Origin of the sequence: Terrabacter sp. 2TAF16, assembly GCF_052115065.1 — a bacterium.
Taxonomy (GTDB): domain Bacteria; phylum Actinomycetota; class Actinomycetes; order Actinomycetales; family Dermatophilaceae; genus Terrabacter.
The window spans coordinates 76,377-99,993 of record NZ_JBFRFZ010000008.1 but is presented as its reverse complement, the minus strand read 5'-3'; the positions used below and the strand labels follow the sequence as shown (position 1 = coordinate 99,993).

Sequence of the window (23,617 nt, the reverse complement as noted above, 5' to 3'; positions counted from 1 at the left end):
GTCGTGCGTCTGGTGTCAGCCTGCGGGGGCGACGACCTTGCCGCCCTTCGACGGACCGGAGCTGATTGATGCCCCAACCGGTAGGAGGGCGGACGTGAACCAGCCCCAGATGCACTTGGAACTGCAGACGTTGAGCTCGTCCTTGTAGACCGCGTTGGAGCCCGCGGCGGGCAACGACGAGTACCCGGCCAAGAAGAACGAAGCGACGCCGGACATCGTGTAGGTGCCTGAACTGCCGTTGCCCGTGACGGTCTCGCTGACCGGGATGAACACCTCCTTGCCCAGGTACTGGTCGAGATTCGCGGAGGTCTTGCAGCCGTTGGGCACAGAGGCGCCGTTGTCTCCTGTGACTGTCGCGTCCGCGGCGATACTCGTCACACAGTTCGTCTCAGCGAGCCACCCGAAGCCCCCTGGGTAGAACTGGCCATTCGCCTTTCTGCAGGCGGGGTCCACGTTGTTCGCATCCGCGTGCGACTGGATGCCGACGACGTATCCACCCGACTTAATGACTGACGGGAGAAGCGTGGTCGACGTGCCGGGTGCAGGGCTGTAGGCAGGGCTTGGGGCGTACTTGGTTCCGTTCGCCGTCATCTTGAACCACTCACAGCTACCAACCGTGAGCGGCAGCGTGTTACCAGTCCCACTGGGCGCCCCCCAGGCCGCGCGGGAGCAAGCGGGAACCGGCCGGCTCGAGCTCTGGCCAAGAGCTGCCCCAAACGGCGTTGCCGCATTGTTGGTGGACCGCACCTCGACGTAAGCGGCGCTTGCTGCCCAGCTCGGGGCAGGGATACACGCGCCGAGGTCACTGGTGTTTCCCGAGCCGCACACTGCGGTGATGGGACTGGTGGCTGAATTGCCCGTGATCGCGGTAAGACTCGAGACACAAACGGACGTGATGGCGGCGCCGTTGGAGTTTGCCGAGGCGAGGCTTGCCAGGCTCGTCGGTGCGTTGGCGCTGGAACAGATTGTTGTGTCGACCGTACCCTTGGCACATGCGTTGGCGAGCGCCATGGCAGCTGAGTCCGACGCATTCTGGACCGAACGGCGGGAACTCATGACAGACCCGACATCGGCACTTATCGCAAGCATGCCGATGACGATGCCGCACGACACGAGCACCGTAACGATGATGGCCACAGCGCCGCGATCACGGCGCCTCGTGCGCATCAGTCTCTTCAGCCGCCGCATTGCATGACTCCAGTCGCTCGAATGTTGCCGTCAGCCAGCGAGCCTCCGAAGATGCGCATGGCCGGACCGAGGACGATCCACTGGAAGGGGCGGCTGACAGCGACAGTCGCTCGAGCCGTCGACGTGGCGACTGACGGACAGTAGACGGGCGCTGGCGACAGAGTCGCATCACCAATGCCGGGCAGAGCCGCCGATACCCTCGCCGCGACCTCAGTGGTCGGCGCCGGCGTCGACCCCAGAGGAAGGACCACCGCTGCCCTGGCGCCCTCGCGGGCTGCATTGGAAAGCTCGATCTGCGTGAAGTACGCGCGTCCGAAGTCGACGATGCCGGCGATGATGAGGAACAGCACGGGGAGGACGATCGCGAACTCCACGGCGGATGCGCCGCGCTCAGTTCTGGCCATGCCAGATCGCCCTCCCCAAATTGTGCGGTGACGTCCGTAGCCCCCCGGCGTGGACGTGGTGTGAACTATCAGACCTGCTTGGCGACGTTGTCGAACGTCGTGGACAGGTTGTTGCCGAGCAGTGAGACGGCGGCGATGATCACGACGGCGATCAGGGCGACCATGAGGCCGTACTCGACGGCGGTCGCGCCGCGCTCGGAGTTGAGTCGGCTCTGGATCTTGGCAGCAAGCTTGGTCATTTCGTTCTCTCCCTGGTGGTGTGGCACTACGCCCGAACTATGTGAGTTGGAGCTCGTAGGACCCCTCCACGAGCGAGCCGCGGGTGCGAGACCGTACCCCCGGCCTCGCACCCGCGTCGTTTGCTCAGACCTTCTTCGCGACGTTGTCGAACGTCGTCGAGAGGTTGTTGCCGAGGAGGGAGACAGCAGCGATGATCACGACAGCGATCAGGGCAACCATCAGGCCGTACTCGACAGCGGTCGCGCCGCGCTCACGGTTGAGCAGCGTCTGGACCTTGGCAGCAATCTTGGTCATGGTGAAGGGTTCCTCCCAGTGATGCAGGGCCACCCGAATGTGCCCCCCGCTGAGGGAAGATTAGGTTGCAGGATGCAGCGTGTCTTGAAAATCGTTGAAGTTCGCAACGCGCACCCAAAGTTCACCTTTCGGACAGGGCGAGATGAGAGCGTTGGGCCGACCTAGACACCACTGTCCGCGGGCAGCCGGTGGCTCAGCGAGGAAGCACAGGGAGACGTTGGCACTCGACACGAACGCACCGGGACGCCGCTGGGTCCTGCCCATCGGGGTGATCGTCACTCTCGGCGTTCTGGCCAGCGTGGTTGCCCAGCTGACGATCATCGGGTCTGACGCGTTGTGGCTGCCCGCCCTCGGCGACTCAATCCGCCGAACGCGGTCCATCCCGACCGGAATCCCTTTCGCTGCAGCGGATTCGGCAGGATGGGTCAACACGACCGTCCTCGGCCAGCTGCTCTTCTCATATGCCTTCGCCCTCGGCAGCCTCGGCATCGTCATCGCCCAGCTGGCGGCTGTCGTGCTGGCTCTCGGCACTCTGGCTCTGTCCTCGAGCACGCTCGGCGCCAGGTCGCTGGCAACCTCCGTCACTCTGGTCGTGGTCGCACTGGGCGCTGCTGCTCCGCTGCTCATCGCCCGCGCGCAGCTCCTGTCCTTGCTTCCGTATGCCGTCCTGCTCGTCCTGCTTCGACGCCAGCAGGAACGACCCACTTCAGCCATCTGGTGGACGGTGCCGCTGGTGGCGATCTGGGGTAATCTGCACGGCGGCGTGCTGGTCGGCGTCGCGGTCCTCGGCTGCTATCTGGTCTTCTCTCGACTGCGCCAATCCCCCTTCACCGCTGTCGGTGTGGGTTTGGCAGCTCTGGCGGCCACGTGTCTCAACCCGGGCCTGCTCGATGCGCCCCGCTACTACATGGGTGTCTTCGGTGGTGAGGCCACGAGTGATGACTCGGGGATGTGGAGCCGGCTGAGCCTGACGAACCCTTTCGACATGCTTCTCGTCGTTTCGGCGTTGGTTCTGCTGGCCCTGGGCCTTCGCCGCCGAAGGCCGTTGTGGGAGTACTTCGCCGGCGTCGGTCTCGCGATCGCGACGGTCACCGCCGCTCGCCACGGGATCTGGCTGCTGCTCTTCCTTGCCACCCCCGCTGCTCTGGGTTGGGCCCGACTCGGCGAGGAACCGGTCCGGGCAAGGGTCTCCCCGCCACGCCAGAGCATGGCGGCCGTCGCGCTGCTTGCCGTTGCGTGCGTGCTGGTCGCACTGCGCGCCCCTACCTTCGCAGCCACGGACGCCGAGGCGACCTCGCTCGCCAGCGCCACGCGAGGCCAGGTCGTACTGGTCGAGGAACCACTCGCCGAGTCTCTCGCCGCGGCGGGGGCGACCGTGTGGGTGAGCAACCCCCTGGACGCGTTCACGGCGAGTGACCAAGCGGCATACCTCGCCTTCATGAAGGGCGACGCCGCCGGCGCCCACCGAGCTCTCATAGGTGCCGATGTCGTGATTGCGAGGGCCGATTCGTCTCAAGCAAAGTTGGCCCTGGCAGCAGGCCTGTCGAGCACCTCACGCGTTGGTCCGTTCACGTTGTACGCGCGCTAGCTCTGGACGCTCCAGCCCGCGCTGTCACGAGCAACGGCCCCTGGCGAACTTGCGCCCTGCGCCGCGGCCCCCTGCTCCGCTGGGGAGGATCGGATCCAGCGACGGCGCAGCGCGGACTCGACCGGGCGCTCATAGAGCGCATACAACAGCCACGACGCTGTGATCGCGAGAGCGACGATGGCGACGCCGACGACGACCGCTGCCGCGCCATGAAGGTCACGCACATGCGCTTCGACTGCGGCGAGAACGACTCCGTGAACCATATAGAGCGCAAAGGACCAGAGACCTAGGAGTACGGGCACCCGCGACACCAAGATCGACCGGCCACCGTCGATTTCATGCCCGGCAACAGATGCAATGAGAAGCCCGAACGGCAGGACCATGGAGAGCGAGAACAGCCACGACCACGACGCATTCGCCCTGCCAAGCACCTGGGCCATCGTGACGAGCAGGTAACACGTGACAACCAACGCCGCCGCTGGTATCGGCCTGACGCTCACGCGCCAACCGCGCCGCATGGCCATGCCCAACAAGATGCCCACCGAGAAATCCACCATCCTGAACAGGGGCAGGTGGTAGAGGTACTCGCCCAGCGATGACGAGAAGGAGGCGAACGACGCGCCAAGTGCAGCGGCGCCCGTGACCAGGGCGATCACCCATCGTGTGTGATGGACGCAGCGAGCGAGCAGGCCGAAGAGCAACGGAAAGCAGGCGTAGAAAAAGACTTCGCACGAGAGCGACCAGGCAGCGCCTACGAACGAGAGGTACACAGCAGGTTCCGGTGACCAGGCTTGCAGCAAGGCGAGATTCACGGGTAGCGCACCCCAGTCGACGCCGCCCCTCAGCAGCATGAGGAGAACGGCGATCGCCGTGAGTGCGTGAACCGGATAGACGCGAGCGATGCGCCTGGCGTAGAACTCTCTGGCAGATGTGGCACCTGTCCAGCCGTACGCGAGGACGAAGCCGCTGAGGACGAAGAAGAACGTCACCCCGACGTAGCCGGCCTTCGCGACGAGCAGCACGCTGGCCAGCGCGGGCATAGCCAGCGGCAGGTGGTGCAGGACCACGACGCAAGCGGCAAAGAAGCGCAGGCTCGTCAGCCCGCGAAGCCGAGCCGGCGCCCCTACGTTCACCGTCGACCCCCTCGCGGCCATGACAGCCCGCCCCGACGACGGCCCCAGCCAGCAACGTACGACCAGTCGGCGGTCTGAGAGATCCGTTTTCGGAGAAGGGATGGCCTTCCCAGCTTCAGAATGAGGTTTATATCAGGACAAATCAGACGCAACTCTTTGCGGATCACGGGGCTGGGCGGGGCGCCTCGGTCCAGACGACGATGATGTTCGCCGCATACCACCGCTGGCACAGGACGAGTACCACGAGAACGAAGCCGACCCATGCCAGAGTGCGTCGCGTGGGCTGACGGGGAGTCCCAGCGAGAAGTACGGGGAGAGTCGGGGTGAGCAACAGGTAGCGCATGACGGCCGGCAGGATCGGCGTCATCGCGAGCAGGAATGCGGGATATGCGGCTGACCACGCCCGAAGTTCGGGCGCCCAGACACTTGCGGAGGGCACGAGCATCGACCCGGCGACGAGCAGGAGGAAGCACCCCACGATGATCGGGCCAGCGGGCCCGAACAGGTGGTACGCGTCCTCGAACCAGCCGAGATAGAAGCTGCGCTGCCCTGCACTGCGTTCCATCCCGGCGTCCGTGCCGATGAATACCGATGCCAACAGCATCCAGGAGAACAGCCCGAAAATGCTCATGGCTCCAGCCAGCGCGAGCGACGCAGCCCCCGCGCGCTCCGTGCGCCAGAAGGCACCCTCTCTCCGATAGCGCAGATAGGCGTGAACGATGACCACGAGCAGGAAGGGCAAGGTGACAAGGCGGGTCATCGACAATGCGAGCACCGCGGCCGTGGCCCACAGGTAGTGCCAGTCCACCATGAAGTTCAGGGCGGCCATGAGGAAAAGCAGAGCCAGCGCTTCGCTGTAGCCGATCTGCAGAAGCGGGGCACTGATGAAGAAGGACGAAAAGAGGACCGTGACACCAGCGAGGAAGGGTCCGCCGGTGCGGATCACGAGGCGATACATGAGCACCATGGCACCCGCCCCCGCCAGACAACTGACGATAGTCGCCGCCACGGGGAAGGACAGCGAGGTCAGTGCCATGACGAGCCGGACGATCATTGGGTACGCCGGCGGGAAGGCCCACGTCCACAGCGTGTTTCGCGTGTCTGCCGTGCTGCCACCCGGGGCGGATAGCTCGTAGCCTTCCGTGGCGATCCGTCTGTACCACTGGGCATCCCAGTTGGAGACGATGCCTGAGTAGCCCGGGTCAGCCTGGGTTGGGTCGTACACGTAGTAGTCGGCACGGGTCCGGTTGAGTGCCACCTGATCCTCGGCGGCCAGAGCCAAGAACACCGCGTCGACGATGCGCGATGCTGCAAAGATCGTCAACGGCACCCACCAACGCGCGAGCCACGCGCGCGCCGCGCCGGCGTCCGCCACCGAGGGCAGATCCTCTGGTCGCGTCAGCTGGGACTGCCTTTCATCGCGCATGTGGTCCCCTCGACGAGCGCGTACTTGAGCCTCGCGACTGCCATGGCTTTGTGCCAGCCGGAGACGCCGCGAGCCTAAGCGAATCGGTTCACAACGGCAGGTCTTTGGACATCCATGCGCCCACGCGTGTCACGGAAATGTCCGTTTGCCGGACACGAGGTCGAGGGTCGGTGCACCATGAGCGCGGACGGATCCGCCGGGGCGGCGCACACGACCAACGGGGTAGGGATGACACATCAGACGCAGGGCGGCGATTGGCCGACGGCCGAGCCGCGAGTCCTGGTCGTCATGCCTGCCTTCAACGAGGCCGCGTGCATCGCGACCGTTCTGACCGAGGTTCTCGACGCTCTACCAGCAGCGGACGTCCTCGTCGTCGACGACGGGTCGGCCGACGCGACCGCCGCCATCGCACGACGCTTCCCTGTGAAGGTCGCGCGACACTCCTTCAACATGGGGGTGGGGGGTGCGATGCGCACCGGCTTCCGGTACGCCTCCGCCAACGCGTACGACGTCGTCGTCCAGATCGATGCTGACGGTCAGCACGTCGCATCCCAGGCACAAGCGCTCATCGACGCGACCGCGCACGTCGACATCGTCATCGGGAGCCGCTTCGGCTCGGGAGTCGGCTACGACGTCCACCTGGTGCGGGGCACCTCGATGCGTCTGGTCGCCAGGCTGATGAGCCTCGTCGTCGGCAATACCCTGACAGACTCGACATCTGGCTTCCGCGCCTTCTCGAAGGCGGCCATCGAACTGTTTGCCCACCATTACCCGTGCGAGTACCTCGGTGACACTGTCGAGTCGCTCGTGCTGGCACGTCGGTCCGGCCTACGAGTCGGTGAGGTCGGCGTCGTCATGCGCCAACGGGCTGGCGGTCGGCCGAGCCAGGGCACGGTGTCGTCGATCGGATACGCCGGCCGCGCAGTTGCCACGGTGTTCCTCGGCATGGTCCGGGCCAAGCCTGTCACGGGCGGTGTCCTGCGGTGACGGGTGGTTTCGGTCTTGCCTTAGCCGGGGCAGCACTCGTCGTCCTCACCATCTTCGAGATGGTCAGGCGTCGCTACATCCGAGGACGGTTCGCCGTCACCTGGACGATCGTCGGGGTCATCACCGCCCTGATGGCACTCGCCCCGGGAGCTCTCGACTGGGCAGCCCGGGTAACGGGCGTCGCCGTGCCACTCAACCTTCTGTTCTTCATCGGCTTCCTGGGTCTGCTGCTCATCCTCATCCAACTCACCGCGGAGATGGGACGCCTCGAGAAGCGGCTGCTGCGCGTTGCCGAGGAGGCCGCCCTGCTGCGGCTCGAGACCGAGAGCCGGCATGGGAGCGGGCAGGCTGACCCGACGACCTCCAAGCGCGACTGACCCTAGGACGAGCGGCCTTTGCGGGCGCGTGTGTCTGTCGCTGCGGAGATCAGCGGCGAGCAGAGTCTCGGTGTTCGGCATACCAGTTGTAGGCCTGCTCGACCCCGGGACGCAGCTCGACGACGGGTCGCCAGCCGAGCGACTCCAGCCGTGACACATCCAGCAGCTTTCGCGGGGTGCCGTCCGGCTGGGTGTCGTCCCACTCGACCGTGCCGGAGAAACCGGCGACTTCTGCGACCAGATCGGACAGTTCCCGGATCGTGAGATCCCGTCCCGTGCCGATGTTGATCGGGGACGCGTCGTCGTAGGCCTCAAGGAGGTGCAGAACAGCTGAGGCCAGGTCGTCGACATGGAGGAACTCACGGCGTGGCGCTCCCGATCCCCAGTTGGTCACGGTCGAGGCCCCGTCACGTACGGCGTCGTCGAATCGACGGATCAACGCAGCGAGCACGTGGGACGAGTCGGGCTCGAAGTTGTCGCCCGGACCGTAGAGGTTGGTGGGCATCGCGCTGATCCAACGTCTGGCGTGTTGGCGTCGCATCGCCTGGACATGCATGACGCCGGCGATCTTGGCAATGGCGTAGGCGTCATTGGTCGGCTCGAGCGCGCCGGTAAGCAGGGATGACTCCTTGATCGGCTGCTCGGCGAACTTGGGGTAAATGCACGAGGAACCCAACAGGAGTAGGCGATCCACATCGTAGGTATGCGCCGCGTCGAGCACATTGACCTGGATGCGCACGTTGTCGGACAGGAAGTCCACCGGCCGGGTGCTGTTCGCCAGGATACCGCCGACGCGGGCCGCTGCCATGACGACATAGCGCGGCCGGACCTCGTCGAAAAAGGCGAACACGTCATCGCGTTCTCGCAGATCCAGCTCTGACGAGGCACGCCCGACGAGATTGGTGAACCCTGACGCGCCCAGATGCCGCCACACTGCACCGCCGGCCAGGCCATGGTGCCCCGCCACGTAGAAGGGGGCAGCCCGGTCGAGCCGGGTCACCGTCTCTGTCACTGTCGCCGCCTGTTGCGCGCGCGACGTGACAGCTGGTCCGACACGATGTTGATGGCGACCCGAACGGGTCGCTCCCACAGCACCGCCAAAGGCCTCACCGCCGAGGGCAGGTGCCGCCGTCGGACGCCGTCGCCCTCGGTGATGGAGAGGTCGCGGTTCGCCACGGTGAGTGCGTCCGGGTGCCACCGATATTTCGCGATGCGGCTTCGCGTCGTGACATACCGTCCCTGATCGCGCAGGCGAAGGAACATGTCGAGATCCATGACGAATCGCAGGCTCTCGTCATACGGCCCGACGATCTTCATGGCAGACAGTCTGGTCAGAGAGGCCGGCTGAGGGATGAGGTCAGGTCCCCATGCAAGGATGCGACGCGCCCACCTGCCGGCGCTGCTCACGGCAAAGATCTCGCCGAGATCGTCCATGTAATCGCAGGCGCCGAAGGCGACGACGGCGCCATGGTCGGTCTCCAGGAGATCGACGAGCTTCCGAAGCCCGTCGGGATGCAGCTCGTCATCGTCACCGATCCACGAGAAGTACGCCTCGCCGTCCGCTTGGGCGATACCGACGTTCACCGCGGCCGACAGGCCACGTTTCGGATCGTCGATGACGATAGCTCCATGCTCGGTTGCAACGCGTCGCGCCTCTTCAGCCCCAGCAGGCACGACGACAACCAGGCGTACGTCGACTCCCTCCTGGTCGCGGACGCTTGCGAGGGCGGGGCCGAGCGTATCGACCCGCTCACCGAGCGTCGGAACCACTGCGAGCACGGCGCCACGCTCAGTCATGGGTCCACGCCCGGTGGACCCACGGGGAGCCCTCAGTATCAAGGGCCTTGAGGTCGGCATCGACCATGATCCGGGCGAGGTCCGGCGTGTGGACCTCGGCTGCCCAACCGAGGACCGACTTGGCCACGGAGGCGTCGCCGATGAGCGCGTCGACCTCGGTGGGCCTGAGATAGCGCACGTCGAACCGAACGTGCTCTTCCCAGTCGAGCCCTGCGTGATCAAAGGCGAACTGCACGAAGTCGCGCACCGAATAGGCGCTGCCAGTTGCCACCACGTAGTCGCGCGGTTCGTCCTGCTGCAGCATCATCCACATCGCTTCGACGAACTCCGGCGCGTAGCCCCAGTCGCGAACGGCGTCGAGGTTGCCGAGGTAGAGCTCGCTTTCGAGGCCTGCCTTGATTCGGGCGACGGACCGGGTGATCTTCCGGGTCACGAAGGTCTCACCTCTTCGAGGGCTCTCGTGGTTGAAGAGGATGCCGTTCACGGCGAAGAGGCCGTAGGCCTCACGGTAGTTGCGGGCCACCCAATAGCTGTAGACCTTGGCGGCCCCATAGGGGCTCCGAGGATAGAACGGTGTCTCCTCGTTCTGCGGTGGTGCTGCTGCTCCGAACATCTCCGAGCTCGACGCCTGGTAGAAGCGGCACTGCAGACCGATCATGCGGATTGCCTCCAGCAGTCGGATCGTGCCGAGGCCGGTGGTGTCGCCGGTGTACTCGGGCTCGTCGAAGCTGACTCGCACATGCGACTGGGCTGCGAGGTGGTAGACCTCGTCCGGCCGCACCTGGGCGAGCAGCGTCACCAGTCGGGAACCATCCGTGATGTCGCCGTAGTGGAGGAAGAGCTTGGCCTCGGACTCATGCGGGTCGACGTAGAGATGGTCGATGCGCGTCGTGTTGAAGGTTGATGCCCGCCGGATCAGGCCGTGAACCTCATACCCCTTGGCAAGCAGGAACTCCGCGAGGTACGAGCCGTCCTGCCCGGTGATGCCGGTGATCAGGGCACGTTTCGTCACAAGTCTTCCTTCGTCCAGATGGCGTAGCAAAGGCCTTGCCCGCGTGCTCGCGGACGCCCGGTCATGCTACCGAGGACGTGGGATCCACAATGGTGCAAATCAGTCACTCCCCGCGCCCGGCTGTAACGCGTGCTGAACGCGCGAGGTCAGCAAGTGTCTGCTCGATCGGGTGCTTCGGCGCCCATCGTGTGTCGCGTCGCAGTTTCGCCACGTCGGCCACGAACACCGGTTGATCACTGGGACGGAACCTCCCGACGTCGCTACGGATCTCGACATCTCGATCGAACGCCTCCACCAGGCCCTCGAGCATCTGCCGCATGGTCCTACCCACACCACTCCCGACGTTGTACACCTCGCCCGGTCCTCCCGTGTCAGCAAGTTCGAGGTAGGCCGCGGCCACGTCACGGACATCGAGGTAGTCACGCACCACGTCGAGGTTGCCAACGTCGAGCGTCGTGGCGCCCCGTGCGAGCTGGCGGGCCCAGTCGGCAAGCGCATACGCCCCGACGTGACCCGGGCCCGTGTGCTGGAAGCCGCGCGCCACGACGAGGTCCACGCCCGTCTGACGCCACCACTGTCGCGCAATGGCCTCGGCTGCCGCCTTGGAAGCGCCGTACGGCGTGATCGGAGCCAAAGCGGTGTCCTCGCCGATGTTGTCCGCGCCCTCAGCGACCACGCCGTAGGCGAACGCGGAGCTCGCCACGAGAACGCGGGGCGCCGTCCCGGAGCGAAGGACCGCGTCGAGCACGGCCGCGGTCCCGACCGTGTTGGTTCGGTAGAGGAGACCAAGGTCAGGCGTCGTCACCGTGTCCACGACCGCAGCAAGGTGGTAGACGACGTCGGGGCGCACCTCTCCGACGAGGGACCGGAGTCCGAGCCAGTCATCGATATCGACGTGCCGCTCGTCGACACCGTCGACGCCAGAAGTGCGTGAGCGCGCCGTTCCGGTGACTGACCAGCCATCGGCCACCAAGCGACGAGCGAGGTGGCGTCCCGTGAAGCCGCTCACCCCGGTGACCAGCGCGTGACGGGTCACGGGCCGACCGCTGCGAGAACCACGTCCACCACTGAAGGCCACGTATACGTGCGGATGACACGGTCCCTTCCTGCAAGGCCCATGATTGCGGCCCGCTCCGGATCGGAGACCAGCTCGGCCAGACGCGCTCCGGTCTCGACACTGTCTGTGGGGTCCACCAGAAAGCCGCTGACCCCTTCCTCGACGTCCTCGTCGGTTGCCCGGCTGCGCACCACGGCAGTCCCGCAGGCCAAGGCCTCTTTCACGGGGAGAGACATGGTGGTGGCACCGGAACCAGCCGAGGTGCCGGTCTGGAGCAGAACCGTACCCATCGAGTACACGCGCGGAAGGTCCTCGAAAGGCAGGAACCCCGCCATGACGATCTGCTCGTCGATGCCGAGCTGGACGGCGAGACGTCGCATCTGCTGCTCAGCCGCCGGATCCTGACGTGTGCTCGTGATGAGTAGACGGGCCGAGCTGTCCAGCCGCACGCACTCGGCGAAGGCGCGCAAAGCGAGATCTGTGCGTTTGATCGGAGAGAAGTCCGTCGAGTGGATGACCCACGGGCCTGGGCCGTAGCGCTGCACGAGGTGAGCGATCTCGTTCTCCGCGTACGGGCGAAAGAGATCCGTGTCCACTCCTGCGTAGGCAGGCATTGCGTCCGATCGGCCGTACGTCCTCGCGATCTCTCGACGAGTGGACTCGTTGAGTGTCACCAGCGCATCGGCCCCCGTCACTCCGGAACGGTCGAGACGGCCATAGGCCATGTGAAGACCCTTGAGCAGCAGTCGTTTCCAGAGTGGGTACATTCCGATGACTTCCCGGTCATGGAAGAAGGGGAATGGTTCGAAACACAGGGAGACGTGCCGTAGCCCGCGTCGCCGCGCGACACGTCCAGCGATCCAAGGCATCGGGAAGAAGCTGGAGACGATCACCGCTGCGTCGTTTGCCATGCCGTCCACCTCCGCGAAGTCACGCCGCAGGTGAACGGGGAACAAGGCCCAGTAGGCAAGGCTCGTGGACGTCAGGCCGCCGACCTCGTGGAGAGGGATGCCCGCGTCGGCATACCTTTCACGCCACAGGGGAGAAGCCGACTCGACGAGCATCGTCACCGGCCGGTCCTTGGCAACGCGACGGGCAACCTCGTAGATGTACTTCGTGCCGCCCGTTGGCAGCTCGAAATGGCTGTGCAACCAGAGGACCGACCGTGATGACCCGTCGTCGTGCGGCACGGGTCAGCTCGGATCGACGTAGAAGGATGTGAAGGACTCGACGATGTGGTTGAGCTGGGCCCGGCTGAGGTTTGGATGGTTTCCGACGAAGAGGCCCCTCTCGCCGACCTGGGTTGCACCTGCCAGATGGCCGACGGTGCGATGTGGGTTGTCACGGAAAGCCGGCTGGACAGCCAGGTTGCCCGCGACGATCGGACGTGTGGCCACACCCCGAGCCTCGAGGTGGGCGCTCAGCCTGCGGCGGACGTCACCGCTCTCGGCCATGACGGTGAACCCGAACCACGTGCTACGACCGCCTCGTTGTTCCGTGACGAACTCGAGATGGTCGGACAGCCCGGACATCGCGCTGAGAAGGTACTCCGCATTGGCTCGGCGGCTCTCGTTGAACGACTCGAGACGGGTGAGCTGGACGAGGCCGAACGCGGCCTGAAGCTCCATGGGGCGCAGGTTGTAGCCGACATTGACGAAGAGGAATCGAGGGTCGATCCACGGATTGGCCGACTCCACCTCCTCACGCTGAACCATGTCCCGCGTCCAACCATGGGCACGCATCGACCGTGCGAGGTCTGCGATGAGGTCGTCGTCCGTGACGAGCATCCCCCCTTCGATGGTCGTGATGTGGTGCGAGAAGTAGAACGAGTAGGTGCCGCACTGACCGAAGGAGCCCACCATGCGTCCGTCGATGGAGCTACCCAGCGACTCGCATGTGTCTTCGATGACCCAGAGATCGTGCTGCCGTGCGAAGTCCATGAGCGGCGCCATGTCGATCGGGTTGCCGAGCAAGTGCACGGGCATGATCGCGCGGGTTCGACTGGACAGCGCCTTGGCGAGATCCTCGGGGCGCAGGTTGAGCGTCCTGGGATCGATGTCGACCAGGACGGGAATGCACCCGTGTTGAAGGATCGGCGCGATCGTGGTCGCCCAGGTAACAGCCGGGACGATGATTTCGTCACCAGGCCTGAGGGCGCCCGGCAAGGACGGATTGGAAAGAACGGCGAGGGCCAAGAGATTGGCCGACGAACCGCTGTTGACCATGATGGCGTGCTTGCTGCCGACGAAATCGGCGAACTCGCGTTCGAACTCCCGGACCTTCGCGCCCATGGTGACGTTTTGCTCGAGCATCGTGAGCAGTGCCCCGCGCACTTCGCCGGCGCCGTATAGCGGGACGGAGAGAGGACAGGTGTCCGCGGGCATCGGTTCGATCAGATCGAAGTACTCGTCGAGCAGGACGTCGATCTGCCGCCGGATCTGATGGCGTCGATCGACGCTCGTGTCGGAAGGCGCCGCGTCTTGCCCAACAGGTCCGGTCACCCGCGTGATGCTACCCAGCCGCGGCCCGACGAACACGCGTATCGGGCGCAAGGCGCATTTCGAGTCGGCCACCCCCGGGCCGGTCTATCGTGACCGAACGGGGCTCCGCACGAGGTGCCTGCTGGAAAGGGGTCGGAGGCTCGTGACGCGCCAGAGGACACCACGGCACGGCGGTGTCACGGAAGTGACACTTGGCAACCTCGCGATAGCCCTGTCGGTCGTGGCGATGCTTGCCGTGGGACCGCGAACACTGGGACCCGAAGCCTTTGCTGGTTTCGCGTTGGCGTGGACTGCCACGACGCTGTTCGGTTATGGCTTGGCCATGCCCACCGAGCAGCTCGTCGCTCGCAGAGTGAGCGCTGGCCTCGCCGCGCACACGAGAGTGCCGATAATCCGTCTGGCCGTGTTGGGCGTGGTTGCCACCGTGGCCGCCTTGGTCTGGACGGGATGGTCGGCGACCGCTGGGACCTACACCCACACCGGCTTCGCTGTCGCGAGCGGCATCTTCGGCTGGACCGTGGCCAGCGCCGTGCGCGGGCACGTCGCCGGCTCTGGTCACCTGGGCACCTATGCCACGCTCTTTGGCGTTGAGGCCCTGCTACGCCTCGCACTTGTCGCGGCCGCGGTGGCGACCCCGTCGGCGGCATCGTGGCTGATGGCCTGCGCAGTGGGCATCCCCATACTTCTCGCCGGAGCCATCGGAGTGATGGCGAATCGTCGCAGGCCCACCGCCACTCTCAGCCAGACGCCGAACATGGATGTGCGGGGCGAGCAGCTGTCCTTCGTCCTCGTTGCGCTCTGCTATCAACTCTGCCTCAACGGCGCCCCGTTGGTGCTCGACTGGCGAGTGGGTGGGAGTGCTCCGGCGACCGTGGGCGCGTTTGTCGTGGCGAGTAGCTACTTCCGCCTGGCCTCAGTGATCACCGGGGGCTTCACCACGCCCGCCCTCGTCTCACTCAGCAGGTCCTGGGCGAGCGGGCAGCTCGACGAGTTCTCGCGCGACCTTCGTCAAGCAGTGAGAGCTGTGACCGTCCTCGCCACGGTTGCCTCTGGGCTGGCGATGGCCTGTGCCCCACTCGCACTACCGCTCTTTTACGGGCGTAACCCTGATGTGAGCCTTGGCATCGCAGCGGCGCTTGCCATGTCCACGGTCGCAGCCACCGCTTCGGCCGTGGCCGGAACCGGACTCATCGCTGCCGGTCGGGCACCCTGGGCGGCACTGTGCTGGGCCCTCGGCGCCATCTGCATGGTCGCGCTCGTGTCATTTGATGACGGGATCGGAGTGGCGACCGCCGTGGGGCTGCTCGCCGGCCCCGGCTTGGTCCTGATCGCCCTGCTCTCGGTGCTGTCCCTCGCGATCCGGACGCGTGAACAGACGCCGCAGACGTCCTGACGCGTGTCAGTGTTGAGCGCGACGCCGGCCGAAAAGTGTGGTTACGCGCGAGCCACGGTGCGCCGCGGCCGTTGACCGCGCGGCCTCGTCCTCACGCAGCTGCTGGAGCAGCGTCTTCGGCTGCGGCGGCGGCCAGTCCTGGGCGCGCGGGTCCTTTGTGTCCATGTAGTACTCGGTCCACCCGTAGTCGTCGCGGTAGCGCAACGTGCCATCGCCGACGTAGTACCAACCCGCTGGCTTGTCGTTCATCGTCAAACCCCCAATAACACTCACCCATGGTGGGAGCCCCCCTCCCGAGCCACAATGTACGGCTGCCAACCGCCCGGAATCTACCGATGTCTAATTAGTCCGATTTGACCGTGGCGCAGCGCGTTCCGGCCTGCGGCGTCGGCCGCGCGGCCATCACCAGACCTCGGCATGCCACCCCCTCACCTCCGGCTCCCGGAACGCTCCCGGAACGCTCGCGGAACGCTCCCGGACCGCGCCCCCGACCGCGTCCCGGGCCGGCGGTCGCCGCCTCGCTAGAATCGAGGCGGCTCACGGCGACGACGCAAGTGGCCATGGTGTGCCGGGAAGTCTGGTCGGCGGCCCATGACCCATCCCCGAAGGGACCCCAGGTGAGCGACCACGACCCCACCACGACCCCACCGACGCCCGCTCGAGACAGCGCCGGCAACCGGCTGCTCGGCCGAGGCAGCTGGCGCGAGGCCCGCTACGTGGCAGACCTCCTTCGCACCGAGACCGTGGGTGGCGCGATCCTCCTGGCCGCCGCTGTGACCGCGCTCGTCTGGGCGAACTCGCCGTGGCGCGACGGGTACGCCGCCCTGCGTGACACCGTCATCGGCCCGCACGCCCTGCACCTCGACCTGTCGCTCGGGACGTGGGCGGCCGACGGGCTGCTCGCCGTCTTCTTCCTCGTCGCAGGCATCGAGCTCAAGCGCGAGTTCGTCGCGGGCGACCTCTCCGACCGGCGCAAGGCGGCACTGCCCATCGCGGCGGCGGTCTGCGGCGTCGCGCTGCCCGCGATCCTGTTCGTCGTCACGGCCACGCTGATGAGTCGGGGCGACAGCGCGAGCGAGCTCAGCGGCATACTCCGCGGCTGGGCCGTCCCGACGGCCACCGACATCGCCTTCGCGCTGGCGGTGCTCGCCGTCATCGGCACGCACCTGCCGAGCGCGCTGCGCTCGTTCCTGCTGACCCTGGCCGTCGTCGACGACCTCATCGCGATCACGATCATCGCCATCTTCTACACCGACACGGTCAGCTTCCTCTGGCTGCTCGCCGCGGTCATCCCCCTGGCCGCGTGGCGCCTGCTCCTCAAGCGCAAGATCACCAACCCGCTCATCCTCGCGATCCCGGCCCTGCTCGCCTGGGTCTTCGTCCACTCCAGCGGCGTCCACGCCACCGTGGCCGGCGTCCTGCTCGGGCTCCTCGTCCCGGTCAACCGCGAGGTGGAGGACGACCCCGACCGCCACTCCCTCGCGGAGCGCATCGAGCACAAGATCCGTCCGTTCTCCGCGGGCTTCGCGGTGCCCGTCTTCGCCTTCTTCGCTGCCGGGGTCACGGTCGTCGGCGGCGGGTTCGGCTCCGCACTCGGCGATGCAGCCGCAGTCGGCGTTGTCGTCGGGCTCGTCGTCGGCAAGACGGTCGGCGTCCTCGGGGGCACGTGGGCGGTCGCCCGCTTCACCCGAGCCGAGCTCGACGAAGACCTGGCCTGGACCGACGTCCTCGGGCTCTCGGTGCTCTCGGGCGTCGGGTTCACCGTCAGCCTGCTCGTCGGGGAGCTCGCTTTCGGCAACGGCTCGGAGCGCGACGACCACGTCAAGCTCGCCGTCCTCTGCGGCAGCGTCATCGCCGCGCTGCTCTCGAGCGTGGTGCTCCGGGTGCGCAACCGGCACTACCGGCTCGTCGAGGCCCGGGAGACCGCGGACAACGACATGGACGGCGTGCCTGACCTCTTTCAACGGTGATCACGGCGGCACTGCGTCCGGCCGACGACAGACCTGAAGGGCTATGGGCCGAAAATCCTTCCGTAGCGATCAATGACGACGAGGCGACTGACGAAGTAGTACTGGCTCACGAGGAGCAGCGCCGCCACAGCGACGATCTGCACTAGCTTCCACCCCCGTATGGGCGTGAGGCGCCCGACGAACATCATGGGCAACGTCGGAGCCATCAGGAGGTACCGAAGAATGCCCGGCTGGATGATCGTGACAAGTGCGAGATACAGCGGATAGACAGCCGTCCACGCGCGAAGGTCCGAACCCCACCCTTGGGCACGCTCACTGCTTGCGTACAGGATCATCGCCAGCAGGATCACGACCAGCAGCAGGAGGATCAACGGGCCGGCATAGTCGAGCGTCTCGGTGAACCATCCGAGGTGAAGCGACAGATATGAGTTCGTCCGCGAGAGGCCCGCTGCAGCCCCGATGAACTGCGATCCGATGACCAGCCAGACAACCGATCCGACGATCGCGTAGACAGCGAGCGCTGCCAGGAGCACCTCATCACAACGGCTTCGGAACCATGTCATGCCCGAAGACCGGTAGCCCTGGATCACATGGAAGGCCACGACCACAAGGAGCGGCGCGGTTATCAGTCGTGTGAAGGACAGCAGCACCATCGCCAATAAAGCGAGCCCGTAGTTGCGTCGTCTCAGGGCCAGGAAGAAGCCCATGAGGAGCAGCAGGCCAAGAGACTCCGAGTAGGCAAATTGCATCAGTGGGGCGCTCGTGAAACAGCAGAACAGAATGGTGGCCACCCGAGCAGTCGTCAGCCCGCCACTCTCTCGTAGAAGGCGATAAAAGATGAGCACCGCTACGGCTCCGGCGACCAGACTCAACGCCCAAGCGGTCTGCGCGTAGGGCAACCGTGTCACAGCCGTGACCGTGCGGACGGCCATGGGGTACAGGGGTGGAAAAGACCATGCCCAAGCCTTGTGGGTGGCCAGCGGCTCCCCGGGCGCGGGCACTTGGTATCCCTGTGTCGCAATCAGTTCGTACCACTGGCCGTCCCAGTTGGTGATGATCTCCCAGTAACCCGGGTCTGCAGCCTTCGGATGGTTGAAGAAGATCACCTGTCCCATGGGCATGACCTTCTGTCTGCCCGATGAGGTGACCACCCAAAAGGCGATGAGCGCCTGCGTGACGGCGAACACCCCGAGCGGAAACGCTGACTGCCGCGCGATTCGACTGGCTCGCAAGGTCCATCCTGCACGAGCTGAAGTCTTGTTCGCGTCTTGCGTCGCGCCGAGCACGGCCCTCATCGCTCCCCTTTTGCGTGGACGGAGCCACATCATGTGATGGTTTGGCCGCCAAGTCCCGCGTTTTCCTAGATTGGCCCGACGACGACCCGTGCATCGACCTTTGTCTGAACGACTCCGGGCAGGGATTCTCGCCGTTGGCGTAGGTCCTACGTGAACGTCTCTGTCAGGGCGGCCCGACCTTGTTGACGACTCTGCGCTGTGCGCTGCCATGCGAGCAGTCGAGGGAGGGCAGCGAGGATGGCAAACACGGCATAGCCCTCGATGACCGGGCACGCGAGCACCATGGCTGGCGCCAACAGCCAGGCGCGGCCACGTCTCGCGGCCCACACCGTGAGCAGAGCCGCGCACCCCAGGCGGACCGTGGGCCCGATCCCACGATCACCCGCCGACTCGAGCACGAACGAGACCCAGCGCCCCCACGCGTCCGGGCTCACGGCATACGACAGCCCGCAGACCAGGACGGTAGATGCCGTCGCCCACGCAAGGGGCCGCCAGTCACGGCGCGCCGGGAACCACAGACCGACCACCGCCGGGCCGATCTTCGTCAGCAGCGGGAGCATGAGCCACCACGCCTGACGTCGAACGCTCCACACGAGCGCCACCGCGAAGAAGAGGTAGATGTTGCCGATGAGGATGTCCGGCAGGAGGAAGAGCCCTGCCACCAGCCCTCTGAGCCACCCCAGCGGCCGGACGAGCCAGAGCAGGGCCGCCAGGCCGAGCATCGCCCAGAGCACCTGGAACGCCGGCCAGGGCAGGTGACCCAACGGGGAGAGGACCTGAGCGAAGACCGGGGAGTAGAGGTAGGCGTCGGTGAACTCCGGCGGCAGCGTGTACCAGGTGCTCTGATCCGAGGCTGCCAACCAGTATGCGTGGGAGTCGAGTCCCAGGGTGCCGGCGCGGGCGTAGCCGGAGACCTGGAGGTAGGCAAAGAGCAGACCTCCGGGCAACAGCGCGACCCACAGCGCCCGAAGCAGACGTTGTCGGTCGATCGATGCCACGGTCACGCCTGTCCCCCCTCAACGGGTACGTGCACAGCGTCCCCACGCGTGCCACATCCCGGACCTTAACGCCGGGTCGCGCACGGCGCGCGGGGTTGAGCACGGTCGGGTATCGATTCGAAGATAGGGTGAGGATGCACGTCATGGCTGAACTGAACGGAAACGAGGAAGTGAGCCGATGAGCACGGATCCCCGGCAGGAGCGGACACTCGGCCAGCTGGTCGCGTCCGCGACACAGGACATCTCGACGCTGATCCGCAGCGAGATCGCCCTGGCCAAGGCTGAGGTCTCGGTGCAGGTCAAGAAGGCGGGTGTGGGCGGCGGCCTGCTCGCCGGCGCGGCCGTCATCGCGTTCTACTCCGTCTACTTCCTCTTCACGACGATCGCCGAGGGCATCCAGGCCCTGGGCCTGCCGCGCTGGGCGAGCTTCCTCATCGTCACCGTCCTCATGCTGCTCGTCGCAGCCGTCCTCGGCCTGCTCGGCGTCAAGAAGATGAAGACCGTCGACCCCACCCCGGCGAAGACGATTTCCGAGGCGCAGGAGACGGTCGAGGCGATCAAGTCGGCGGTCGAGCACCCGGGCACGACCGTCCCGGCTCCGCGTCCCGAGTGGGACCGCCCCGGTCTCCCGGCCACCGTGGCGGCCGACGCCACTGCCCCCATCACTCCCGCCGCGCCGTCGAGCAACGGGAGCGCGTCGGGCACGCCAGACCCGTCGCGCGACGCCTGACCCGAGACCCTCAGCCGCACCCATGTCCGTCGACGCTGCCTTCGTCAACATCGACGGACCGTGGGAGCACCGCTACGTCTCCGCGAACGGCGCCCGCTTCCACGTCGCCGAGCTGGGCGACGGCCCGCTGGTGCTGATGCTGCACGGCTTCCCGCAGTTCTGGTACGCGTGGCGCGCCCAGATGGTCGCCCTGGCCGACTCCGGTTACCGCGTCGCCGCCATGGACCTCCGCGGCTACGGCGGATCCGACAAGCCCCCGCGGGGCTATGACACCTACATGGCGACCCTCGACGCCGCCAGCGTCATCCGCGCCCTCGGGGAGAAGGACGCCGTCGTCATGGGTCAGGGCCTCGGCGGCTGGATCGCGTGGTGCATGCCGATCCTGCGACCCGACGTCACCCGCGCCATCGCGTCACTGTCGATGCCACACCCGCGGATCCTGCGGCACGCGATGTGGGCCAACACCAGGCAACGTCGGGCCTCGTCATGGATCGCCGGCCTGCAGAAGCCGTTCGTGCCGGAGCGAGAGATGGCCAAGTCGCACGACTACGTCGAGGACCTCCTCCGCTCGTGGTCCTCACCCTTCGGTAGCTTCCCGACGCCCGAGGACGTCTCCCGCTACGGCGACGCCATGATGATCCCGTTCGTGGCCCACTCCGCGGCCGAGCACTACCGCTGGCTCGGCCGGTCGGCCGTGCGCCCCGACGGGCCGCTCTTCATGCGCCGCATCCGTCACGCGATCCGAGTGCCGGTGCTCCAGCTCCAGGGCAGCGACGACGGCTGTGTCATCGCCGCCGCCACCCACGGGTCGGGCGCCTTCGTGCCCGGCGACTACCGCCATGTCAAGGTCCCCGGCGCCGGCCACTTCCTCACCGAGGAAGCCCCCGACCCGGTGAACGCCGCCCTCCTCACGTGGCTCGGAACCCTTGCCTGACATGGAGCTCGAGCTTCCCGACGCCGGCGGCGTCGCGTGGTCGGTGTGCGTCCGTCGCGTGATGGTGGAGCCGGGACCGGGGAATCGGAGGGCTCACTCGACGCTTCCACTGGACTCCGGAATGCCGTTGGCTGCCGCGGGTGCCGACGCGCCGTTGCGCACGGCGTCCGTCGGCAAGGTGCTGCTCCTCGTGGAGACGGCCCGACTCATCGCCGCCGGCGACCTCTCCCCCGATGAGCCACTCACCCGCTCGGTCGACCTCTGGGTCGGCGACTCCGGACTCTGGCACACCCTCTCGGTCGAGACGCTCCCCCTCATCGACGTCGCGGCGCTCGTCGGCGCCGTCTCCGACAACCTCGCGACCAACGTCCTGCTCCGGCGGGTCGGGCTCGCCGAGGTCGCGGCCCGTGCCACCTCCCTCGGCCTGCGTGCAACCGCCCTGCACGACCGCGTGCGAGACGTCCGCGGCGCCGACCATCCCGCCACCCTGTCCACCGGCAGCGCCGCCGAGCTGAGCCAGCTCATGGCCCGACTCGCCTCCGGCACAGCCGCCGGTCCAGACGCGGACCGCCTGGTGCGCCAGTGGCTCTCGGCCAACGTCGACCAGTCCATGGTCGGCTCGGCTCTCGTCGAGCAGGGCGGTCTCGACCCGATCGCCCACCACGCCTCGCTGGACCTGCCGACGACGTTCTGGAACAAGACCGGGACGGACGCCGGGGTGCGGGCCGACGTCGGCGCTGTGACGTCAGGCGATCGGACGATCACCTGGGCCGCGGTCGCCAACTGGGACCCCTCTCCCGGCACGACGCTCGACCACCTCACGGTCTGGGCCGTCCTGCGCGGGATGCGCCACATCGGCGAGCAGGTCCTCACTCAGCTCTGAGTTAGCGCGAATTGGGGCGAATCGCGGACTTCCGGCGGACCCTCACGGACAATGGCCGGGCGCGAACATGCTCGGTTCCGCCGCCTCGCCGCTCACCTCGGGAAGTCATGACCACGCCCAGCTCGCGTCCGCTCGCCACCCTGCTTGCGCCGGTTGCCCTTCTCGCGACGGCCCTGTTGGCCTGGGGCCAGTGGAAAGGCGTGACCAGCGGCATCTGGGTGGACAGTGACGTCTACGTCATGGGGGCGCGGCGCATCCTGGACGGCGGTGACCTCTACGCGAGCACTACGTCGGTCGACCTCCGCTTCACCTATTCGCCCTTCGCGGCGGCAGTCTTCGTCCCCTTGGCACTACTTCCTGTCGAGGTGGCGCGATGGAGCCTCACAATCGTCTCGTTGATCGCGTTGGTGACCACGGTTGTGGTCGTCGGACGTCGTCTCGCGCTCAAACCCTGGCTCATGGCCTGGCTCGTCGTGGCGACCGCAGCGCTCGAGCCCGTGCTCCGCAACCTGCTGCTCGGGCAGATCAATCTCATTCTCATGGCGATCGTCATCGTCGACCTGCTGGTCTTCCCTCAGCGATACCGGGGAGTTCTGGTCGGGGTCGCTGCGGGGATCAAGCTGACCCCCGCGGTCTTCGTCATCTACTTCCTGCTCCGCAAGGACTGGGCCTCAGCGGCGCGAGCAGCCGGGGCGTTCTTCGCAACTGTTCTCACCGGTCTCGTCGTGTCCCCGTCGAGCACTCTGGCGTTCTGGGGAGGCGGCTTCCTGGGCCTGGGCAAGTTCGGGGCTGACGCGGTCGTGGGAACGGACAACCAGTCGTTGCTCGCCGGTGTGCTGAGACTGCTCGGGCGTCCCGAGGTCCCCGTCACGGTCCAAGCTCTCCTTGCGATCGGAGGGGTCATCCTGGGATCCATCGCCGCGCGCAAGAGCCTCGACCGCGGTGGCGCTGTCGGGCAGGTCGAGGCAGTGGCCTGGCTAGCCCTCGGGGGCCTTCTCGGGTCGCCCGTGTCGTGGACCCATCACTGGGTGTGGATCACTGTGGTCCTCGCCGTCCTCGTGGCCCGACAGTCGCCCGTCCGAGCCGCCCTCGTGCTCTTCATCTTCTGGTTCCCGCTGATCTGGATGCTCTACACGACCGACGGATTCGAGGCGCTCACCTTCACGTGGTGGAAGGCGCTGCTGTCTGCTGTCTACGCCATCGCCGGAGTGGTCATCCTGATCGGCGAGGTCATGCGCAAACCGCCTCCGCCTCCGTCGCTGGGGACGACCGTGACATCGATGGCCAGCGTGCCGCCCGAGAGCGCAACCACCCCCGCCTGATCTGCTCCACCTGCCGCGGGGGCGTGTCGCGGTCCGCGGTTCAGTCAAATGCCCTCGGCTGCCACTCAGAACTGGGACCGTGGATCTC

General features: G+C 66.6%; 25 protein-coding genes. 10 read left to right on the top strand and 15 right to left on the bottom strand.

Annotated features, from left to right (window positions below):
• Positions 1-15 precede the first annotated feature (15 nt).
• Positions 16-591: a hypothetical protein gene (locus AB4Z14_RS14400; RefSeq protein WP_442275775.1), complete on the bottom strand. Its 576-nt coding sequence runs from the start codon at positions 589-591 to the stop codon at positions 16-18.
• Positions 592-835: 244 nt separating this feature from the next.
• On the opposite strand from AB4Z14_RS14400, the gene AB4Z14_RS14395 reads away from it, so the two are divergent.
• Positions 836-1,195 (top strand): hypothetical protein, encoded by a 360-nt coding sequence (locus tag AB4Z14_RS14395; RefSeq protein ID WP_442275774.1) that lies wholly within the window; start codon positions 836-838, stop codon positions 1,193-1,195.
• Here AB4Z14_RS14395 and AB4Z14_RS14390 read toward each other — a convergent pair.
• From AB4Z14_RS14390 to AB4Z14_RS14380, 3 genes are all read right to left on the bottom strand, one after another.
• On the bottom strand, positions 1,176-1,592 hold the full coding sequence (locus AB4Z14_RS14390; RefSeq protein WP_442275773.1) for a TadE/TadG family type IV pilus assembly protein: 417 nt from the start codon (positions 1,590-1,592) through the stop codon (positions 1,176-1,178). The two genes, AB4Z14_RS14395 and AB4Z14_RS14390, sit on opposite strands and share 20 nt — an antisense overlap.
• Positions 1,593-1,660: 68 nt before the next feature.
• Positions 1,661-1,831 (bottom strand): Flp family type IVb pilin, encoded by a 171-nt coding sequence (locus AB4Z14_RS14385; RefSeq protein ID WP_442275772.1) that lies wholly within the window; start codon positions 1,829-1,831, stop codon positions 1,661-1,663.
• 124 nt (positions 1,832-1,955) lie between these two features.
• Positions 1,956-2,126: a Flp family type IVb pilin gene (locus AB4Z14_RS14380; protein WP_442275771.1), complete on the bottom strand. Its 171-nt coding sequence runs from the start codon at positions 2,124-2,126 to the stop codon at positions 1,956-1,958.
• A gap of 217 nt (positions 2,127-2,343) precedes the next feature.
• Here AB4Z14_RS14380 and AB4Z14_RS14375 point away from each other — a divergent pair, with 217 nt between their 5' ends.
• A complete protein-coding gene (locus AB4Z14_RS14375) occupies positions 2,344-3,714 on the top strand; it encodes a hypothetical protein (protein ID WP_442275770.1) in 1,371 nt (456 codons plus the stop codon).
• On the opposite strand, the gene AB4Z14_RS14370 is transcribed toward AB4Z14_RS14375, so the two are convergent.
• Positions 3,711-4,868, bottom strand: a complete 1,158-nt coding sequence (locus AB4Z14_RS14370) for an acyltransferase family protein (RefSeq protein ID WP_442275769.1) — start codon at positions 4,866-4,868, stop codon at positions 3,711-3,713. The two genes, AB4Z14_RS14375 and AB4Z14_RS14370, sit on opposite strands and share 4 nt — an antisense overlap.
• Before the next feature lie 142 nt (positions 4,869-5,010).
• Positions 5,011-6,222: a hypothetical protein gene (locus tag AB4Z14_RS14365; RefSeq protein ID WP_442275768.1), complete on the bottom strand. Its 1,212-nt coding sequence runs from the start codon at positions 6,220-6,222 to the stop codon at positions 5,011-5,013.
• Between the two features lie 279 nt (positions 6,223-6,501).
• Between AB4Z14_RS14365 and AB4Z14_RS14360 the strand changes: the two genes are divergently transcribed.
• Positions 6,502-7,260: a glycosyltransferase family 2 protein gene (locus AB4Z14_RS14360; protein WP_442275767.1), complete on the top strand. Its 759-nt coding sequence runs from the start codon at positions 6,502-6,504 to the stop codon at positions 7,258-7,260.
• Complete coding sequence (locus AB4Z14_RS14355) at positions 7,257-7,637, top strand: DUF2304 domain-containing protein (protein ID WP_442275766.1); 381 nt, start codon at positions 7,257-7,259, stop codon at positions 7,635-7,637. Before AB4Z14_RS14360 ends, AB4Z14_RS14355 begins: the two co-directional genes overlap by 4 nt.
• Positions 7,638-7,686: 49 nt before the next feature.
• Here AB4Z14_RS14355 and AB4Z14_RS14350 read toward each other — a convergent pair whose 3' ends face one another.
• The 6 genes from AB4Z14_RS14350 to AB4Z14_RS14325 all read right to left on the bottom strand — a co-directional run bounded on the left by AB4Z14_RS14350 (position 7,687) and on the right by AB4Z14_RS14325 (position 14,004).
• Entirely contained in the window at positions 7,687-8,649 is a 963-nt protein-coding gene (locus tag AB4Z14_RS14350) for a GDP-L-fucose synthase family protein (RefSeq protein WP_442275765.1), read from the bottom strand.
• Positions 8,646-9,416, bottom strand: coding sequence for a glycosyltransferase (locus AB4Z14_RS14345; RefSeq protein WP_442275764.1), 771 nt, complete (start codon positions 9,414-9,416; stop codon positions 8,646-8,648). The genes AB4Z14_RS14350 and AB4Z14_RS14345 overlap by 4 nt, the downstream gene beginning before the upstream one ends.
• Before the next feature lie 10 nt (positions 9,417-9,426).
• Positions 9,427-10,446 (bottom strand): GDP-mannose 4,6-dehydratase, encoded by a 1,020-nt coding sequence (gmd, locus tag AB4Z14_RS14340; RefSeq protein WP_442275763.1) that lies wholly within the window; start codon positions 10,444-10,446, stop codon positions 9,427-9,429.
• A 103-nt stretch (positions 10,447-10,549) separates the two neighbouring features.
• Positions 10,550-11,482: an NAD-dependent epimerase/dehydratase family protein gene (locus tag AB4Z14_RS14335; protein WP_442275762.1), complete on the bottom strand. Its 933-nt coding sequence runs from the start codon at positions 11,480-11,482 to the stop codon at positions 10,550-10,552.
• Positions 11,479-12,693 carry a glycosyltransferase gene (locus tag AB4Z14_RS14330; RefSeq protein WP_442275761.1) on the bottom strand — a complete coding sequence of 405 codons (1,215 nt, stop codon included), beginning with the start codon at positions 12,691-12,693 and terminating at the stop codon, positions 11,479-11,481. Before AB4Z14_RS14330 ends, AB4Z14_RS14335 begins: the two co-directional genes overlap by 4 nt.
• Before the next feature lie 3 nt (positions 12,694-12,696).
• Positions 12,697-14,004, bottom strand: a complete 1,308-nt coding sequence (locus AB4Z14_RS14325; RefSeq protein ID WP_442275760.1) for a DegT/DnrJ/EryC1/StrS family aminotransferase — start codon at positions 14,002-14,004, stop codon at positions 12,697-12,699.
• Positions 14,005-14,146: 142 nt separating this feature from the next.
• Between AB4Z14_RS14325 and AB4Z14_RS14320 the strand changes: the two genes are divergently transcribed.
• A complete protein-coding gene (locus tag AB4Z14_RS14320; RefSeq protein ID WP_442275759.1) occupies positions 14,147-15,397 on the top strand; it encodes a lipopolysaccharide biosynthesis protein in 1,251 nt (416 codons plus the stop codon).
• A gap of 6 nt (positions 15,398-15,403) precedes the next feature.
• Here AB4Z14_RS14320 and AB4Z14_RS14315 read toward each other — a convergent pair whose 3' ends face one another.
• Entirely contained in the window at positions 15,404-15,646 is a 243-nt protein-coding gene (locus AB4Z14_RS14315) for a hypothetical protein (protein ID WP_442275758.1), read from the bottom strand.
• 368 nt (positions 15,647-16,014) lie between these two features.
• On the opposite strand from AB4Z14_RS14315, the gene nhaA reads away from it, so the two are divergent.
• Positions 16,015-17,367 carry a Na+/H+ antiporter NhaA gene (nhaA, locus tag AB4Z14_RS14310; RefSeq protein ID WP_442275757.1) on the top strand — a complete coding sequence of 451 codons (1,353 nt, stop codon included), beginning with the start codon at positions 16,015-16,017 and terminating at the stop codon, positions 17,365-17,367.
• A 41-nt stretch (positions 17,368-17,408) separates the two neighbouring features.
• Here nhaA and AB4Z14_RS14305 read toward each other — a convergent pair whose 3' ends face one another.
• Both AB4Z14_RS14305 and AB4Z14_RS14300 read right to left on the bottom strand, forming a co-directional pair.
• Complete coding sequence (locus tag AB4Z14_RS14305; protein ID WP_442275756.1) at positions 17,409-18,662, bottom strand: hypothetical protein; 1,254 nt, start codon at positions 18,660-18,662, stop codon at positions 17,409-17,411.
• 146 nt (positions 18,663-18,808) lie between these two features.
• On the bottom strand, positions 18,809-19,666 hold the full coding sequence (locus AB4Z14_RS14300; protein ID WP_442275755.1) for a glycosyltransferase 87 family protein: 858 nt from the start codon (positions 19,664-19,666) through the stop codon (positions 18,809-18,811).
• Between the two features lie 172 nt (positions 19,667-19,838).
• On the opposite strand from AB4Z14_RS14300, the gene AB4Z14_RS14295 reads away from it, so the two are divergent.
• From AB4Z14_RS14295 to AB4Z14_RS14280, 4 genes are all read left to right on the top strand, one after another.
• Positions 19,839-20,390: a phage holin family protein gene (locus AB4Z14_RS14295; RefSeq protein WP_442275754.1), complete on the top strand. Its 552-nt coding sequence runs from the start codon at positions 19,839-19,841 to the stop codon at positions 20,388-20,390.
• Between the two features lie 22 nt (positions 20,391-20,412).
• Complete coding sequence (locus AB4Z14_RS14290) at positions 20,413-21,324, top strand: alpha/beta fold hydrolase (protein WP_442275753.1); 912 nt, start codon at positions 20,413-20,415, stop codon at positions 21,322-21,324.
• A gap of 121 nt (positions 21,325-21,445) precedes the next feature.
• Positions 21,446-22,207, top strand: a complete 762-nt coding sequence (locus tag AB4Z14_RS14285; RefSeq protein WP_442275752.1) for a serine hydrolase — start codon at positions 21,446-21,448, stop codon at positions 22,205-22,207.
• 107 nt (positions 22,208-22,314) lie between these two features.
• Positions 22,315-23,529, top strand: a complete 1,215-nt coding sequence (locus AB4Z14_RS14280; RefSeq protein ID WP_442275751.1) for a glycosyltransferase 87 family protein — start codon at positions 22,315-22,317, stop codon at positions 23,527-23,529.
• Positions 23,530-23,617: the final 88 nt, after the last annotated feature.